This is a genomic window from Bacteroidota bacterium (genome assembly GCA_016722375.1).
Taxonomy (GTDB): Bacteria; Bacteroidota; Bacteroidia; order Chitinophagales; family LD1; genus Bog-950.
In genome coordinates, this window is sequence record JADKJG010000005.1 from 1 (window position 1) to 18,128 (window position 18,128).

Sequence of the window (18,128 nt, forward strand, 5' to 3'; positions counted from 1 at the left end):
CTCTTTCTTTATCTGCGCTGACAGCACAGTAACAGCTTGAGGATACAACCCTTATAGGCAATTAGGCAATGGAACATTCACTCAACAAAACATGCCCGTTCAGGTAAATTCTCTTACAGGTATCATTTCTGTTGCCGGAGGAAGAGACCATTCACTCTTCGTAAATATGATGGCACAGTTTGGAAGCGTGAGGAGTAATCAATTGTTATGGGCAATCAGGCAATAAGCGTAATTACAAGTATAGCTATTCCTGTACAGATAGCTCTCTTACAAACATTATTGCCATTGCAGCAGGAGGTATCACTCTCTTTCTGAAGAAAAATGATGGTACAGTTTGGGCTTGTGGAAATAATAGCTCAGGAGAGTTAGGGAATGGAACAACCACAAGTCAATCCATTCCTGTTCAGGTAAGTTCTCTTACAGGCATCTCCGCCATTGCCGCAAAGGGAGCTGACTGTTTCTCTATTCCTGAAAAAGATGGCAGACACTGCTTGGGCTTGTGGAAATAATGGAGATGGTCAATTGGGGGATGGTTCAAGTACCAGTCAATCTTCTCCTGTTCAGGTAATCTCTCTCCTTAGAATCACTTCTATTGCCACAGGCGGTGGATGGTTTTTCTCTTTTCTTAAGAATGACAGCACCGTTTGGGCATGTGGAAAAAATGATTACGGACAGTTGGGCAATGGGTCAACTACCAATTTTCAATCCCCGTGGAGTTAATTCTCTTACAGGCATTACCTCTATTGCCACAGGATGGAGTCGTTCTGTATTTCTGAAAAAGTGATAGCACAGTTTGGGTTTGTGGACGAAATAGCTCTGGAGAATTGGGTATAGGAACAGCTACTTTAGTCAATCCTCTCCGGGGTACAGTTAAGTTCTCTTTGCAGATGGTGCCATGATTGCTGCTGGTGGGTGGTATTCTTTCCACAAAAATAACGGTACTGTATGGGCGTGTGGGTGGGAGTAACTTCTACGGAGAATTAGGAGATGGAACAACCATTCAAAGAAATAGTAACCCTGTTCTGACAGTAGGTTTAAGTTCGTTGTGTTCTCCGGTATCAGTAATAGAAACATTATAAAGAAGTAACACCATCTCGGTTTACCCCAACCCGACTAACAGCACAATCAATTTTTCTGTTCAAACAAACGTGCAGCTCACAAACGTAACAGGACAAATTGTTGCCAACAAGAAAAACGTAAGCACACTTGACATCCAGTAGAAAACCTGCGGGCGTTTTGCACTTTGCATAACACTCATAGGAGACAAAGGACAAATATTGCAACGCAATGAAATCGTGAAAGAAAAGTAACACGAATAAAACCAGCCCATAACAGCGGCGTGGCGCAAGCGGGGGCTCAGTGCTTCAATTGAAAGTTTTTCGTAAATTTGAACATTGGTGCTTCGTAGGAAGTTTAGCGGTAAAAATCCCCGCCTGCGACAAGCCGCAAAACGTTACACTCGAAGCAAAAGATGGCATGGTTGTAAAATGGGATGCCGAGCAGGGATTGTTTGGGGATATAAATCTTCACAACTCTGTAATGCTTTCCCCGATCCTTTCTATCTTCATCGCTGAATGAAAAAGCATTTCTTACTATTTATTTTCCTCGGTTCACTATTCATAGCTGCCCATGCTCAGCCGGGCCGCGATGAAACACTGGCTGCCAGCTATATGCAAAACGGCGAGTGGGACAAGGCCGCAGAGCTATACCAATCGCTTTGGGAAAAAAGCAATTACGATTTCAAGTTTTATGGCCCTTTGAATAAATGTCTGCTCACATTGAAAAGGTTCGATGCGTTGGAGAAAATCATAAAGCGCGAAATCAAGAAAAATGAAGGAGTGCCACAGTTTGTGGTGGATTTGGGTTATATGTATGCTCAGATTCCCGACATGGCAAAATCTAAAGAGCAGTATGACAAATTGCTTAAAGATTTAAAGCCGACCGAGATGGCCATTCGCAGTCTGGCAACAGCTTTTGAAAGTTACCGGCTCTATGATTATGTGGCGGCTACCTATGAAAGGGGAGGTAAATTAATTCGCAACGAAGTCTATTTCAGTTTTGAGCTAGCAGGAGCCTACATAAACAAGGGCGATGTGCCCAATTCGGTGAAATATCTTCTGTTGAGTTTAGAAGCTATTCCCGGAAGTGATCAGCGGGTGCGCAGTGCTATTCAATCCTCACGCGACGAAACCAAACTGCTCAGCGAAATGGAAGCGCAGTTGTATGCCCGCGTACAAAAGAATCCTGATAACGATACTTATATTGACTTGTTGACCTGGATTTATATTCAAAACAAAGATTTTGAAGGCGCTCTGGTTCAGATGAAAGCCCTTGACCGAAGGAGGAATGAGAATGGTTTTCGGGTGTTGAACGTAGCGCGTATGGCGCAAACCGAAGGAGATTATACCAATGCTGTTGCCGGTTATGAATATGTAGTAAACAAGGGAAAAGAAAACGACCTCTACTTTTCTGCACGTTCGGAATTACTTAATTGCCGGAAGGAGAAAATTGCCAAGAACATTAACTACACACTGGAAGATTTGTTGGCTTTGAAGAGTGATTATTTATCCTTCATCAACGACAATAGGCGAAGTTTCCGTACGGCACAGTCCATGAAAGAACTGGCAGACTTGGAAGGCTTTTATCTGCATGATTTAGATTCAGCGATGGCCTTGTGTCAGGAGATTGTTTCCATGCCGGGCATTATGCCGCAGTTGCGTAATCAAACCAAACTCTCCCTCGGTGATTTCTATTTGATTCAGGGGGATGTCTGGGAATCTACCCTGCTGTACTCACAGGTAGATAAGGATGAAAAAGATTCACCCCTTGGAGAAGAAGCACGCTTTCGAAATGCCAGACTCGCATATTTCAAAGGAGATTTTGAATGGGCACAGACGCAACTGGATGTACTCAAAGCCTCTACCTCCGAACTGATTTCTAACGATGCGATTAATCTTTCGGTGTTTATCATTGATAACCTAGGATTGGACACTATAGAAACACCTATGGAAATGTATGCCCACGCCGAATTGCTGATGTTTCAAAATAAAGATGATGAGGCGATTAAGACCTTGGATTCTATTTTGCTTTTATATCCCGGTCATGTTTTGTTGGATGACATAGAATTCACCAAAGCCAGCATCATGGTGAAGCGGAAAGATTTTGAAAAAGCTGTTCCATTGCTACAAGATATTCTTACCAATTATAAACAAGATTTAAAGGGAGATGATGCCACTTTCCTCTTGGCAAAGATCAATGAAGAACACCTGAACAACAAAGCCAAAGCGGAGGAGCTTTATTTATCTATTATTAATGATTTCAATAGTTCACTGTTGGTGATAGAAGCCAGAAAAAGATACCGGATATTGAGAGGAGATAAAATTGCAGAATAGCGATGATTATTTACAACGTAACCGTAAAAATTGATTTAGGTGTTCATGACCTCTGGCTGAAGTGGATGAAAGAGGAGCATTTAGCGCGGGTGATGGAGACCGGTTGTTTTACGGATGCAAAAATGTTTCGGGTATTGGAAGAAAACACGACGGATGGCATCACTTATGCCATGCAATACTTCGCCAATAATATTACAGACTATTTCGACTATAAAGAGAAGCATGCTATGCGTTTGCAAAAAGAAGGGCTGGATCTGTTTCCCGGAAAATTTACCGCCTTCAGAACTTTGCTTCGCGAAGTTTGATTAGCGTCTTCTTGAAAAATTGTTTTTTATTCTTGTTTCTCTGTTTAGATTCGCATGAAACTAAATCCTATGAAAAAAATAATCCTTGCTGCTGCAGTGGTACTGCTGACGATTGCTTCGTGTTCTAAGAAATCCGGCGCTCCAACCGCCAGCGCTCCCGATGGAGCATCTGTGTTCAGTAAAAACTGTGCCCGCTGTCATGGGGCAGAAGGCGTGAAAGATGAGCGCACACCCAACCTTCAAACTATCGCGATGGACAAAGCCGGTTTGATTAAGGTGATTACCAATGGCAAAAACAAAATGCCTTCGTTTGAAGACAAATTGAGTGCCGCCGAGATTGCTGCCACGGCAGAATTGATTTTAAGTTGGCATAAATAAATTATGATGGAGAAGGACCGCGTAATCGGATTGATGAGCGGAAGTTCATTAGACGGGTTGGATATTGCCTATTGTGAATTTCATCAGGAGGACGGCAACTGGAATTTCAAAATTCTGAAAACGGACGTTATCGTTTATCCCGACGAATGGATTCAGGAGATTAAACACCTGCCGGTGGCCAGTGCTAAAACCCTTTGGCAAACCCATGCCGGATTGGGTAACTATTTCGGCGAACAGGTAAATGTCTTCATCAAAAAATATGCTTTAAAGGGCAAGGTGGATTTTGTGGCCTCCCATGGTCATACTATTTTTCATTTTCCCGAAAAGAGATTCACCACACAGATAGGCGACGGAGCAGCTATTGCCGCCCGTACAAACCTACCTGTGGTTTGCGATTTCCGTTCGGCAGATATTGCCGACGGCGGACAGGGGACTCCGATTGTACCAATTGGTGATCTGCTTCTGTTTAAGAACTATCCCTTTTGTCTAAATATCGGAGGCATTGCCAACATGAGTTGCAAGGTGAACGATTCAATCGTAGCCTTTGATGTTTGCTCAGCCAATCAGGTGATGAATTCGCTGGCCAATCGCTTAGGCAAGGATTTTGACGAGAACGGACAAGCAGCGGCTTCCGGCAACTTGAATGAGGCCCTGCTTGAAAGACTGAATGGGTTGGAGTATTACAAGCAAGCCTATCCTAAATCTTTGGACAACAGTTTCAGTCGTGAAATGATTTTCCCATTGATTGAAGACTTTGATATTTCTACCGAGGATAAACTGAATACCTTTTCAGAGCATGTGGCCCAGCAAGTAGCCGCGCATGTGGCATTGATTGCCCGAAAGGAAAAGGCAAAGTTCGGCAAGGCCGGGAAGATACTAGCCACCGGTGGTGGAGCCTTCAACAAATTCCTGATTGAGCGCATCCGTGATGTGAGCAAAATGGAAGTAGAAGTGCCGAATGATGAACTGGTGAAATACAAAGAAGCCCTGGTCATAGCCTTCATGGGGGCATTGAGAATGAGATACCAAAACAACATTTTAAAAAGTGTTACCGGTGCCACCAAAGATTCGATGGGCGGAGGAGTTTACCGGCCATAGAGAAAAACGACGATTTTATACTTTGACCTTAATGGAGGCCGCGATAAAATATATCAGCGGAATAAAAATCAATAATAATGCCAGAGGCAGAAACCAAAGGGGAAGTCCCTCGGCCTGTCCATTCGCGGTTTGAATGGTCCTGAATAAGATAAATCCAAAAATCAGCACTAAGCTTAGTTTCAAATAGCGAAGCATCCTTGTTGCATTCGTGTATTGTTGTAGGGCATTGTCTTGGGTGATGGCGCTCGGATAATTGAAAATATGTGGAAACCGATTTAACATGGTCATCGCAATAAATAGCACCGTCGCAATCAAAGGTAAAATCAAAATGGTTCCTTTCCCGCCGAAACCATCTACCGTTCCCGCAGCGTTATAGTGACTGGGTATTGTGTCCGGCAACTTGGAATAGGCTGCAATCGTCAATACCCAAATTGCCAATACCGAAAGCCATCCAATGATTTCGAAAATCTTATCCGCCGTTGTAAGTTGTAGTATGATTTTTGGTCTTTCGGTCATTCTAATTCTAATTGCTTCTCTCTATTTTTTGTCAAAAAAATTTTGTGTTCGGCTGTAACTTTTACAATTATTATCCGTATCTTACGTTGAGTAAATAACAGTAAAAAAATGAGTTTCATGCAGCCCGTCAATTTTCCATATTTGGCTCCGACCAAACCATTGGGTGGAAGAGAAAGAGTAGATAAAATACTGGAGCAGATTCCGCTACATCCCGAAGACGCACTTAAACTTTATCATGAGTTAGCGTATGCCAGTTTTGCCGGGATAGATCATGAAGTATGCAAAAAGGCCTGTGATTACTTGATAGAACATGCCAAGGATAAAAACCAGTTGTGTTCCGGTAATTATTTAAAAGCCGAAGTACTGGCAAGCGTGGACCAAAAATTCCACGAGGCGATTCCTTACTATCGGAAAGCAGTGGAACTGGAACCCGATGCCGACACCATTCTGTTAAACTTTGCTTCTTGCTTGGAAAAAGTAGGAAAGCTGGATGAGGCGCTGAAATGCTATCATGAGGTGGAGAAAATTTCTTTGGAGGAAGAAAACGAATCTGATTGGGTATATGTAGAAATGGCAGAGGTTTATTTCAAAAAGGGAGAAAATGAAAATGCTAAAAAGTATTTTCAGAAGGCGTTGGATTTGGAACCCGAGAATACCGAGGCACTTTGTGGTCTGGGTAGAGTGGCTGCCACCGTGGATGATTATGACGGTGCTATGAATTATTTTGAACAAGCCTTGAAATTGCAACCGGAAGATGCCTATATATTCTATTATATAGCTCATACCTGGTCGCTGAGAGATGATTTTTATCGGGCGATGCATTTCTATACCGAAGCTTTGAAAAGAAAACCGGATTTCGCCGAAGTGTATAATAATATCGGTTCCTTGTATTATAACCACGAAGGTGATTTGAAAACTGCTTTGGACAATATGTTAAAGGCACTAGAAATTATCGGAGAACGCGATGAGAAAATTCTTTCAATGGTTTATCTCAATATTTCCAAACTCTACCGCCAAATTTCGGAATATGATTTGGCAGATACCTATAAAACCAAATTCTGGGAGAGTATGGGCTTCCCGGGCAATATGGACGATGCAGGAGAGGATGAAGACGAGGGGGACGAGGCCTTAAATTAGACGGTCCAACTGTTGCCCCTCGAATCCACCTCAAATAAATCTTTGAATCTTGCTGCTAATTTCGAATGCTTCTTTGTCTGCGCTATTATTTTTAAGGATATAGTGCTCCTGTCTGAAAGGGGTTTAGAGCACCTCTAAATTATCTTTTCTACTTGCAGAAAAGATTTATTTACTTTGATAGTTCAAGCCATAGGGTATGAAAAGATTTTACGCGCTTTTTGCGCTGTTGTTATTCACCACGGTCTCATTCTCACAGACTAAATTCCAACCGGGTGAATTAACCGGCGCGGAAGCAAATGCAATCTGGCCCGGAGCCGAACTGGTTTGGGTGAAGCAGGAAAACACGGTGCCTGCCTATATCGGGTTTCGTTCCGGCAGCGAACCAACCCAAGAAGCATTTTTTATCATCCTTAGAAAACTCTATCAGCTACCAGACTCTTATCATTTTGAATTAATCGGAACAGAGACTGATGAACTGGGCTGGATACATAAGCGATTTCAATTAGAGTTGAATAACGTACCGGTGGACAATGGGATATTTATTTTGCATCTGGTCAATGGCAGGGTAAAAAAATATAATGGCTACCTTTTCAAAAACATTAACACCGCCACAAATCCTTCTGTTTCAGAAGCCGGTGCTCTGAGTGCCGCACTCACCCATATTCACGCCACCATTTACAAATGGCAGGTGTCGGAAGAAGAATCTATGCTGAAAATGGAATCCGGTGATTCACAGGCTACTTATTTTCCGAAAGGAGCCTTAGAAATTATTCAATTGGGGGGCAATGAATCCAATGACTTCCGCCTGGCTTGGAAGTTTGACATATATGCGCACGAGCCCATGAGCCGCGACTATGTTTATATAGACGCTCAGAATGGGGAAGTTTTGAATACAATTACTCGCATTCATCATGCCAATACAGCGGGCACTGCATTAACGGTCTATCGAGGTGCAAAAGGTATCGTCGCGGACAGCTACAGCGGCCAATACCGTTTGTATGAAACTACCAGAGGCCAAGGTATTCGTACGCGAAACATGAAGAAGGGAACTAATTATGGAACTGCTGTTGAGTTTTTGGATGCCGATAACTACTGGAATAATATCAACACTAGTCTCGATCAATATGCTGGAGATGCACATTGGGGTGGCGAGATGACTTATGATTTCTATTCTACTATGGGTAGAAACTCGATTAATGGCAGTGGCCTTTTCATTAATTTATATGTGCATTACAGCGCCAATTATGTTAATGCATTTTGGGATGGACAACGAATGACGTTTGGAGATGGAGATGCTACTTATAAACCACTCACATCCTTAGACATTACCGGTCATGAGATTTCTCACGGGCTGACACAATATACGGCAGGGCTTGAATATCAAAACGAATCTGGCGCCTTAAATGAATCCTTCAGTGATATTTTCGGCACGGCGGTTGAATGGTTTGCCGATTCTGCCAAGGCCAACTGGACCATCGGAGAAGATATTGGAACTTCCTTCCGAAGCATGTCGAATCCAAAGGCATATTCAGACCCCAATACCTATACAGGTACTTATTGGTACACCGGAACCGGTGACAATGGAGGCGTGCATACCAATAGCGGAGTGCAAAACCATTGGTATTATATTCTTTCTATGGGCAAGTCAGGAACGAACGATAAAGGAAATGCATACAATGTAATCGGCGTCGGGATGAAAAAAGCCAACCGGATTGCTTGGCGCAATCTGGTGAATTATTTGACCAGTTCTTCCAACTATACCGATGCCCGCTTCTATGCCATTCAGGCCGCTGTGGATTTATATGGTCCTTGCTCACCCGAAGTCGAAGCCACCACAAAAGCATGGTATGCGGTGGGCGTAGGAAATAATTACGTGACGGGAGTACAGGCCGCATTTACTGCTTCTCCCACCACCGGTTGTATCGCTCCAATGACAGTTAAGTTTACCAATACCAGTACGAATTCCGTCACGTATATTTGGGATTTTGGCGATGGCACGACCAGTACAGCTACCAATCCTACCAAAGTATATGCTACTCAGGGATCCTTCACTGTCAAACTTCGTGCCGACGGAGGAAATTGTGGTGTGGACAGTTTGATTCGAGCGAATGCTGTAAACATAAGCAGTACCAATCCGTGCGTTGTAATTATGCCTGCATCAGGGACATATCAAACTCAGACGGCCTGCAATGGAACCATCTATGATAACGGAGGCCCTGCAGGAAACTATTCAGACCAGACCAGCAGCACCATCACTATCTCTCCCACCGGTGCATCGCAGGTAAGAATTCAATTCACTCAGTTCCGTACTGAATCTGGTTATGATTTTATCTACGTTTATAACGGACCAAACACCAACAGCCCTATTATTGGCAGTTATTCGGGAACCACTTTGCCTCCAACCATTACTTCAACCGGCCCTTCAATCACAATTCGCCAGTACTCTGATTTGTATGTGAATGATGCCGGTTTTACTCTAAATTGGACTTGTATTCTCCCCAACACCCCCCCTGTTGCCAACTTTACTTCGGATGTAACCTCCAGTTGTTCGGGCATTATCAATTTTACTGACCTTACTTCCGGTGGTGTATCTTCCTGGCTTTGGAATTTTGGTGATGGAACCACCTCCACTTTAAAGAACCCAACACATCAGTATATCAGCAATGGAACCTTTACTGTTTCCTTAAAAGCCACTAATTCATTTGGCAATAATACGGCAACCAAAACTTCTTACGTTGCCATTACTAAACCGGCGGCACCGGTTGCAAATAATATTTCCCGTTGCGGACCGGGTTCCGCTTCTTTAACTGCCAATGTAACAGCGCCGGTTACCTGGTATGATTCAACCGGAACGGTTGTTTCACAGAGCAATCCCTTTAGTACTCCGGTATTGAATAATACCCGAACATATTGGGTGGAAGACACCTTATCGCAGCCCATTTATAAAGTGGGAGCAGTCAATAATAGTATCGGAAGTGGAGGCAACTTCAATACAGCGGCACGTGCTTTGACTTTCAACGTAATGAAGAATTGCAGATTAGTCAGCGTTTTTGCTTATGCACTAGGTGGAGGATATCGCACCGTACAATATAGAGATCCGGCGGGTGGAGTCATTGCAGAAAGAACGGTTTATTTTCCGGATGGAGGGAACCGGGTGACCGTAGATATAGATTTGATTCCGGGCAGCAATTATGAACTCGGCATCCGCGATACACTGAACTTGTACCGGAACAGTTCCGGGGCAGTCTTTCCCTATACAGATGCTAACGGTATGGTTAAGATAACAGGAAATAATGCTGGCTCTTCGGCCCCTACCTATTATTATTTCTTCTATGACTGGGAAGTGAAAGAGGCAGATTGTATCTCTGAACGCAAACCGGTTACGGTGAGTATTAATCCGGCGGTTTCTGCCTCTATCAGTTCTTCCAGCAATCCTACATGTGCAGCAAACAACGGTACCGCAACTGTCCAAGTGGGAGGTGGCACGCCTTCATTTACTTATCATTGGAGCAATGGACAAACCGGATTGAGCGCTAGCAGCTTAGGTGCAGGTACGGTGACGGTAACGGTCACAGACTCTAAAAGTTGTTCGGCGAGTGCTTCACAAATACTGACACCCTCTTCTGCTCTGCTTGCTTCCGCCACTGGCACAGACGCTACTTGTTTTGGAGCTTCTAACGGAACGATTGCTTTGATCATAACTGGCGGCACACCTCAATACAATTATAGTTGGAGCGGAGGAATCACCACGCAAAACAGAACGGGGCTTGCTCCGGGGACCTATGAAGTAACAGTTACTGATGGCGGAGGATGTAGCGGTACCGCCTCAAGTACAATTGCCCAACCATCGCCGATTACAGCAACTATTATAAAAACTGATGCCAGCTGTAATCAACTTGTGGGAAGTGCAACGGTCAGCAGTTCCGGTGGAACCGGTACGCACACTTATTTATGGAGCAACAACCAGACTACAGCGAGGATTGCAAGTCTGGCAGCTGGAAACTATTCTGTAATTGTTACGGATAGAAATAGCTGTACGGCCTCCGCATCAACGGTTATTAATAATAACGCCAACCTTACATTCACGCATCATTTTGCTCCGGTAACATGTTTCGGGGACACGAATGGAAGTGTCCGTATTCAGGTGACAAATGGCAATGCACCTTTCACTTATTTCTGGAGTAACGGCGAAACCGATTCTGCGTTGACCAATCTTTCTGCCGGCACCTATTATCTGACCATTACTGATGCGGTTCGCTGTGATAAAAAAGACACTATCGTTATAGATCAACCGGACCTACTGAATATCGCCCTGAATATTACCCAGCCCTCCTGCAACGGTGTCAATGATGGACATACCAACATTCAAGTAACCGGGGGTACGCCCAATTACACAATTCTTTGGTCGAATGGTGGCAACAGTACTATAGCAAATCAACTTTCTGAAGGAGGCTATGAAGTGACCGTGACAGATAGCCATCAGTGTCAGGCCACTACCACTTTTCAGATCATTGCACCAAATCCTATAGCGGCAAATCCGGTAGTGCAGAATGTTTCCTGCTTTGGGAACCAAGACGGTACGATTAATTTGAACCCAACCGGAGGCACACCGGAGTATACTTACTTGTGGAGCACTAATGTCACTTCGCCAAATCTTGAATTTGTGAAAGCCGGAAACTATTCTGTTACTATAACAGATGGTAACCATTGCACCGCTTCTGCTATTGTTGCCATCACCGAACCAGTGGAATTACAATTAAATATTGCCATCACGAATGCAACCAACTCGTCAGATGGTGCCATTACGGTTACTGTTTTGAATGGAAACCCGCAGGACTATTACTATCTCTGGAGTAATGGCGCTACCGGTGCTACCATTTCCGGACTGGTACCCGGAGTTTATGGAGTAACGATCACCGATCAAAATGGTTGTGAAAAAACGGTATCTGTTACTATTACTTTGACTACAAGCACCTCAGATATTTCACAGAAAGAATTTTCATTCAGCATTTATCCAAACCCTGTAGGAAACGAAGTAACAATAATGCTCAGCCATTTTGAACCAAATACCTCCATGATGATTAAAGATATTTTGGGCCAGATATTGTTTGAAGAAAAGGTGGCTGGTACTCGAAAGAGATATGACTTATCTACTTTTAGTACAGGCGTTTACTTTATTGAAATCAAACAGGCTGATGTCATTATGATAAAGCAATTAGTGATTACCAGATAATTGTTCATTTTGACGTATTACCCGATGCCATCGCTTGAAGCGATGGCATCGGTGTTTAAAGACTGCCACTTTCCTTATCTTTGCAGGCTGTGGTTAAAATTGGTCATATAGAGTTGCCAGATCGGCCCTTGCTTTTAGCACCGATGGAAGATGTGAGCGATCCGCCTTTCCGTCATCTTTGCAAAAAGTATGGAGCCGACATGCTTTATACTGAATTTATTTCCTCTGATGGACTCATTCGTGATGCGCACAAGAGCGTCAAGAAGCTCGACATCTTCGATGATGAACGACCGGTAGGCATACAAATCTTTGGCGGCGAAGAAGGCCCCATGATGCGCAGTGCTGAAATTGTGGAAGCTGCCCGTCCTGAATTGCTAGACATCAATTATGGCTGTCCGGTCAAGAATGTAGTTTGCCGCAATGCAGGTGCCGGGATTTTAAGGGACATTGATAAAATGATCACCTTGACCGCCGCTGTGGTGAAAGCCACGAAGTTGCCGGTCACGGTGAAAACACGTTTAGGTTGGGACGACAATTCAATTCGTATAGTGGAAGTAGCAGAAAGGTTACAAGATGTGGGTGTTCAGGCGCTGTCTATTCACTGTCGCACTCGCCATCAGCTATACAAAGGCAAGGCTGACTGGAGTTGGATTGCGAAAGTGAAAGAAAATTCACGCTTACATATTCCTGTGTTTGGCAATGGAGATGTAAATACTCCTGAAAAGGCGCTGGAGATGATGAACACCTATGGAGCAGACGGAGTGATGATAGGTCGGGCCGCCATAGGCTATCCGTTCATCTTCCGTGAAATCAAACATTATTTCGCCACCGGTGAATATCGCTCTCCGCCTTCTCTGGAAGAGAGAATGGATGCCTGCAAAACCCACTTGCTAAGAAGCATAGAATGGAAGGGGCAAAAACTGGGTATCCTCGAAATGCGCCGTCACTACGCCCCCTACTTTGCCGGACTTCCGAACGTAAAAACATTCCGTTCTCGCTTGGTTACTTCCGAAGATATGAAAGAGATTCTTGACATTCTTTCTGAAATGGAAACTATTTATTCCAACAACGAAAGTATAGTTGGTTTATCAGCGATGACAAAATTGGCTTACGAAGGGCTAGATGGATAATGAATTCAGCTTCGTATTGTTTCCAAAACGTTTTTTCCAATTTTTTGCAGTTGTTGAATTTCATCCCCAGTCATGTTAGAAATCCGTTGTGCCTCATTTATTTCTCCTTCGCTGTAGTAGGTTCGTTTTGTTAACTTTTGTTGCTAAAATAAACCAGACTAATATAGCCTACCTTGGGGGATGATACTTCTTTAGTACAATGCACACCCCAATGGTGTGCATCCGCTGTTAATATCCTAAACTATGTGACTTAATTTTGCGTCTGTATTACGGAAGGGACGTCGTAATTACCGACCATATCAAATCATTAAATAGTAAGCCATGAAAAACATAGCAATTTTCGCCAGTGGTGCCGGCTCCAATGCCGAAGCCATTATTCAACATTTTAGCAATCATAAAGACATCCGCGTAGCACTGATTGTAACCAATAACGCCTCAGCCGGAGTATTGAAGGTAGCGGCTAAGCACAAAATTATTTCTAGCATTGTGAGCATAAAAGGTTTGCAAAACGAAAAACTAATGCGGGGTATGTTTACCGCCCAGCAGATTGAATTTGTGGTCCTTGCCGGCTTCTTGAAAATGATCCCCGACTATCTTTTAGAAGTGTTTCGCGGACGGATGGTAAATATCCATCCTGCCTTACTGCCCGCTTATGGCGGCAAGGGAATGTATGGGATGAAGGTACATGACCTGGTGATTGCCAACGAGGAGAAAGAATCAGGTATTACGATTCATTATGTGAACGACCGATATGATGAAGGAGAGATTATTCTTCAGAAAACTGTTGACATTGCAAAGAGCGATACTCCGAAAACATTAGCTGAGAAAATCCACAAGCTGGAACATGCTTGGTATCCGAAGACCATCGAAAAGCTATTGTCTTCAGACTATCTACATCAGCCGGTGATGCAATCGGTCATTTAAGTTGGAGGAAGTTTAGATTAAGTTTTCGCTTAATCTCATTCTCCCATTCGCTTTTCAGAATGCTTAAAATGGTATGGTCTCTATCGGTGACCATCGGGTTTCGACCTTTCCATACTTTGATTATGGTTTTTCAGCATTAATTTGGGTAAAAGAGCTTAGAAGCGACTCTTTAGCGAAGCAGCACACTTCTTGTGCTAAGCTGTACACATTTAGCGCTAATCAGCACACATTTAGTGCTATACTGGACAGCTTTTCACTAAATCAGAACACTTCTTGTCTAAAGGCGTACTGATTCTCACAGAATCACGACACTTCTTGCCCGAATCAGCACAGCTTTTCGCAAAAGCAGTACTGATTCGCTTGCAATGTGTGCTGATTTGCTGACGATGTGCGCTACTTTAGAAAAAAGTCGTTTTCTCAGTTCCAACAACGTCGAATTGTACAATCTTCTGTCAGATTAGCAGGACAAAGACGGTTTTCTACACTTTTCGTATCAACTCTTCGCCTTGGTTGAACGTGTCTTTTTTATAGGGTGTTATTTTAAAGTGCGGATTATGAATTGGTTAATTGAAGTAAGGCACCTCATCATGTGAAACGGCTTCCTTCTGTTGCCAATAAGCCATTGTTACCACATGGCCATCGCTTGTACGTAGCAGCCTTCCATAAATAGCATTCATAACATTGAAGGCAGGGTTGGTGACATAAACGCTAAAAGTAGAAGGCGGTGGAGGGGTTTCCACAACCGGTGCGACTTCTCCTTCCACTACAGGTTTTACCACCGGTGCAGGTGCTTTGGGCGGAGGTGTAGGGGCAGTAATCACTGCATATCCGTTGCCTTCCAATAGCAATTTTAAAAATTCTACACGCTCCGGCTGGCAGTTTTTTTCTACCACTGCACACCGAACTCCGTCAATATCCTCAAACAGATGATTTTGATTGATTGCCATATATCAGTTGTTGGTTGTGAGTTGATCGTTTTTAGAATTTCGCCGCATATTGAAAGATGACATCAAATGTTCGGCTCACAAAGCCGAGTATTAATATCCCCCCGACACAAATACAGACCGCGGCTAAAGCGGTTGTGGACAGATTGATTTTCCCCAATGGCTCACTGTTTTCATCTACAAACATGGCGCGTATAATTCGCAAATAGTAATAAAGAGAAACGATGAGGTTGAGTGAAGCGATGATAATGAGCCACCACATACCAGTTTGCGCACCGGTAGTGAGCAGAAATAATTTTCCAAAGAATCCTGCCGTGGGTGGAATGCCAGCGAGCGAGAAAAGCGCGAGCGACATGATGAGCGCCAGCGTGGGATTGGAAGCGTATAATCCTTTGTAATCATTCACGGTTTCCTTTCCTGTTTTGGACGAAATAATGGAGATGATGGCAAAAGCTGCCAGATTGGTAAACACATAGATTAGAACGAAGTAGATGACACTCGCCACACCAATTTGTGATGCGGAGGAAATAGCAATCAGCAAATACCCCACTTGAGCGATTGAAGAAAAAGCAAAGAAACGTTTGAGGTTCTGCTGGCGAATGGCCGCCAAATTTCCGATAGTGATGGTGATGGCTGATGAAACAGCCAGCACGTAAAACCAGGTGAGCGCCATAGGCGCAAACGCCGTATATAAAACTGAAATCAATGCAAATGCCATAGCCCCTTTAGATACTACGGATAAATAAGCCGTTACCGCTATCGGTGAACCTTCATATACATCTGCAGTCCAGAGGTGGAAGGGAACTATAGAAAGTTTAAACGCGAAGCCGGTAAAAAAAAGTATGAATCCCAGTGCCTGCAATTGGCTCCCGTGCAGCATCGCTGATATTTCAGAAAATTGAAGGCTACCAGTAGTTCCGTAAAGCATGGAAATGCCAAACAGAAGTATCGCCGATGAGAAGGCGCTGCTCATAATCATCTTCATCGCCGCCTCGCCTGAAACTTTCTTTTCTAAATCAAAATTGCAGAGCGCTGCTAAGGGAATGGTAGAAAGCTCCAGTCCCAGATAGAACATGAGCAAGTTGTTACTACTCAACATAAAGAAGAAGCCCATCAGGCTAGAAACCAACAACATAAAAAACTCCGGTAGGTGTTTGTGATTTTTCAGCCAGTCATAGCTAAAAAGAGAAATTAGCAACACCGCTAGATTCAAAATATTCTTCTCTATAGCCAACAGAGGCGAAGTGCGGAACATCCCCCCGAATATTTCTATAGACTCGTTTCCAAAAAAGCCTAAGGCAAGATTCAGTAAGAGTAGCAAGTTGGTGAGCCGGATAACGAATACATTGCCTGCCCTTCCGTCAATTTTCAAAAACAACAAAAGGAAAAGAATGAGCGCGAGCGATAGCTCAAATTTCATGGCGAGTATCATCTGTAATGCTTCCATATTAAAAACCTACTCTGCTTAATTGTTCCATAATCTGCTGTGACCCACCGTCCACCAATTGTTGCAATAAAAACGGAGCCACGCCAATCACCACAATCCCAGCAATCAGAATAATTGCTGCTAATTTTTCATTCCAGGCCCCTCCCCAACCCTCCCCCAAGGGGAGGGAGAATGGGTCGCTCGGCTGTTCAAGTCCTCCCCCTCGGGGGGGATTTAGGAGGGGCTGTCCCCAAAATACTTTACCTATTGCCCTCAAAATATAAACTGCCGTCACCACAATACTCGCACATGCCGCAATGGTTGCCAAGCGATACCACATATCTGTATTTTGCCAACTTCCTATAAACACCGTCATCTCTGCCGGGAAAGCGCTAAAGCCCGGCAAACCCAGCGAACACAAACCTGCGATAAAAAATACGGTGCCTATAAAAGGTGTAACCTTCAGCAAACCGCCCATCTGTGCCACCATGCGTGTGTGTGTGCGCTCATACAACATGCCTATGGCAGCGAAGAATAGAGCCGTCATTAAACCGTGACTCACCATCTGCATCACTGCACCGATGATAGCGGTTTTGGTCAGCATACCGATACCCAGCAACACAAACCCGCAATGACTCACGGAGGAATATGCATTGATATACTTCAAATCCTTCTGCATCATCGTAGCAAAGGCACCATACAAAATAGCAATGGAAGCGAGCAAGATAATCACGCCTTGATACTCGTGTGCTGCTTCGGGCATCAGGTATGTTGCTACGCGCAAACAACCATAGCCGCCCAACTTCATCGAAATGCCCGCGAGGAACATTGAGGCTGCCGTAGGTGCACTGCTGTGTCCGTCCGGCACCCAGGTATGGAACGGAAACAGTGCTCCGAATACGCCAAAGCCGAGAAATAGCAAGGGGAAAAATTTGTGTTGCACTTCTACAGGAATGTGCGATTTGGATAGCGCAACTAAATCAAAAGAAGGAGAACCATTGTAGAAGAATATTGCAAGCAGACCCACAAACACCAGCGCACTACCACCCATCAGCATCAACGCCAACTTATTTGCACTGTATTCCTTGCGCCCACTGCCCCAAATCGCTATCAACAAAAACTTCGGTATCACGGCTACCTCCAAGAAGAAAAACATCAAAAACAAATCGAGCGAAACAAAAAAACCATAAGCTCCTGCGGCAAGAAACATCAGTAGAAAGAAATACTCCTTCGTCATCTTTTCCACCTTCCAACTCACCAGCACTCCTGCCAACACAACTAAAGAAGTTAAGGCAATCATTGCTACGGAAATGCCATCCACACCCACATAGTATTGGATATTAAAAGCCGAAAACCACACCGCGCGCTGCTCAAACAAGAACTGAGAATCTGCTCCTGCGTTGCGTGCATTCACATACGCCAAAGTCAGCCAGCCTACCAAGGCCAACTGCAACAGCGAACCGAGCAGGGCTACAACGCGCACTTGCTTTGCATCGCGGCAGGTAAGGATTACCAGCGAGGTTAGGATAGGAAGAAGGATTAAGAGAGATAAGTTCATTTCAAATTATTTTTATCAACTAGAAGTCATTGCGAAAACGATTCTGCTAAATATTATGCCAGTGTCGTTTGAAGCAACTTTCCACTT

The 18,128-nt window shown here is 44.0% G+C and carries 15 protein-coding genes and 1 pseudogene; 12 read left to right on the top strand and 4 right to left on the bottom strand.

Annotated elements, in window-relative coordinates:
* Positions 1–46 precede the first annotated feature (46 nt).
* From IPP77_07305 to IPP77_07340, 8 genes and pseudogenes are all read left to right on the top strand, one after another.
* A pseudogene (locus IPP77_07305) lies at positions 47–226 on the top strand (hypothetical protein).
* The gene (locus IPP77_07310; GenBank protein ID MBL0309471.1) at positions 198–509 is read left to right on the top strand and encodes a hypothetical protein; all 312 of its coding nucleotides are present in this window, start codon (positions 198–200) and stop codon (positions 507–509) included. The pseudogene IPP77_07305 and the gene IPP77_07310 overlap by 29 nt, the downstream one beginning before the upstream one ends.
* Complete coding sequence (locus tag IPP77_07315) at positions 478–720, top strand: hypothetical protein (GenBank protein ID MBL0309472.1); 243 nt, start codon at positions 478–480, stop codon at positions 718–720. The genes IPP77_07310 and IPP77_07315 overlap by 32 nt, the downstream gene beginning before the upstream one ends.
* A gap of 371 nt (positions 721–1,091) precedes the next feature.
* Positions 1,092–1,220: a T9SS type A sorting domain-containing protein gene (locus IPP77_07320; GenBank protein MBL0309473.1), complete on the top strand. Its 129-nt coding sequence runs from the start codon at positions 1,092–1,094 to the stop codon at positions 1,218–1,220.
* A gap of 354 nt (positions 1,221–1,574) precedes the next feature.
* Positions 1,575–3,392 (top strand): tetratricopeptide repeat protein, encoded by a 1,818-nt coding sequence (locus IPP77_07325; GenBank protein MBL0309474.1) that lies wholly within the window; start codon positions 1,575–1,577, stop codon positions 3,390–3,392.
* A 2-nt stretch (positions 3,393–3,394) separates the two neighbouring features.
* Positions 3,395–3,697, top strand: coding sequence for a DUF4286 family protein (locus tag IPP77_07330; GenBank protein MBL0309475.1), 303 nt, complete (start codon positions 3,395–3,397; stop codon positions 3,695–3,697).
* A gap of 69 nt (positions 3,698–3,766) precedes the next feature.
* Positions 3,767–4,075, top strand: a complete 309-nt coding sequence (locus IPP77_07335) for a cytochrome c (GenBank protein ID MBL0309476.1) — start codon at positions 3,767–3,769, stop codon at positions 4,073–4,075.
* Between the two features lie 6 nt (positions 4,076–4,081).
* Complete coding sequence (locus IPP77_07340) at positions 4,082–5,173, top strand: anhydro-N-acetylmuramic acid kinase (protein MBL0309477.1); 1,092 nt, start codon at positions 4,082–4,084, stop codon at positions 5,171–5,173.
* A gap of 15 nt (positions 5,174–5,188) precedes the next feature.
* On the opposite strand, the gene IPP77_07345 is transcribed toward IPP77_07340, so the two are convergent.
* Positions 5,189–5,689 carry a DUF1648 domain-containing protein gene (locus IPP77_07345; protein ID MBL0309478.1) on the bottom strand — a complete coding sequence of 167 codons (501 nt, stop codon included), beginning with the start codon at positions 5,687–5,689 and terminating at the stop codon, positions 5,189–5,191.
* A gap of 117 nt (positions 5,690–5,806) precedes the next feature.
* Between IPP77_07345 and IPP77_07350 the strand changes: the two genes are divergently transcribed.
* The 4 genes from IPP77_07350 to purN all read left to right on the top strand — a co-directional run bounded on the left by IPP77_07350 (position 5,807) and on the right by purN (position 14,113).
* Positions 5,807–6,826: a tetratricopeptide repeat protein gene (locus IPP77_07350; protein ID MBL0309479.1), complete on the top strand. Its 1,020-nt coding sequence runs from the start codon at positions 5,807–5,809 to the stop codon at positions 6,824–6,826.
* A gap of 196 nt (positions 6,827–7,022) precedes the next feature.
* Complete coding sequence (locus tag IPP77_07355; protein MBL0309480.1) at positions 7,023–12,059, top strand: M4 family metallopeptidase; 5,037 nt, start codon at positions 7,023–7,025, stop codon at positions 12,057–12,059.
* Positions 12,060–12,148: 89 nt separating this feature from the next.
* A complete protein-coding gene (gene dusB, locus IPP77_07360) occupies positions 12,149–13,189 on the top strand; it encodes a tRNA dihydrouridine synthase DusB (GenBank protein MBL0309481.1) in 1,041 nt (346 codons plus the stop codon).
* Between the two features lie 321 nt (positions 13,190–13,510).
* Positions 13,511–14,113, top strand: coding sequence for a phosphoribosylglycinamide formyltransferase (gene purN / locus IPP77_07365; protein ID MBL0309482.1), 603 nt, complete (start codon positions 13,511–13,513; stop codon positions 14,111–14,113).
* Between the two features lie 563 nt (positions 14,114–14,676).
* Here purN and IPP77_07370 read toward each other — a convergent pair.
* The 3 genes from IPP77_07370 to IPP77_07380 are packed head-to-tail and all read right to left on the bottom strand — an operon-like array spanning position 14,677 to position 18,041.
* Positions 14,677–15,060: a hypothetical protein gene (locus IPP77_07370; GenBank protein ID MBL0309483.1), complete on the bottom strand. Its 384-nt coding sequence runs from the start codon at positions 15,058–15,060 to the stop codon at positions 14,677–14,679.
* A gap of 31 nt (positions 15,061–15,091) precedes the next feature.
* Positions 15,092–16,489, bottom strand: coding sequence for an NADH-quinone oxidoreductase subunit N (locus tag IPP77_07375; protein MBL0309484.1), 1,398 nt, complete (start codon positions 16,487–16,489; stop codon positions 15,092–15,094).
* Positions 16,490–16,505: 16 nt separating this feature from the next.
* Positions 16,506–18,041, bottom strand: coding sequence for an NADH-quinone oxidoreductase subunit M (locus IPP77_07380; GenBank protein ID MBL0309485.1), 1,536 nt, complete (start codon positions 18,039–18,041; stop codon positions 16,506–16,508).
* Positions 18,042–18,128: the final 87 nt, after the last annotated feature.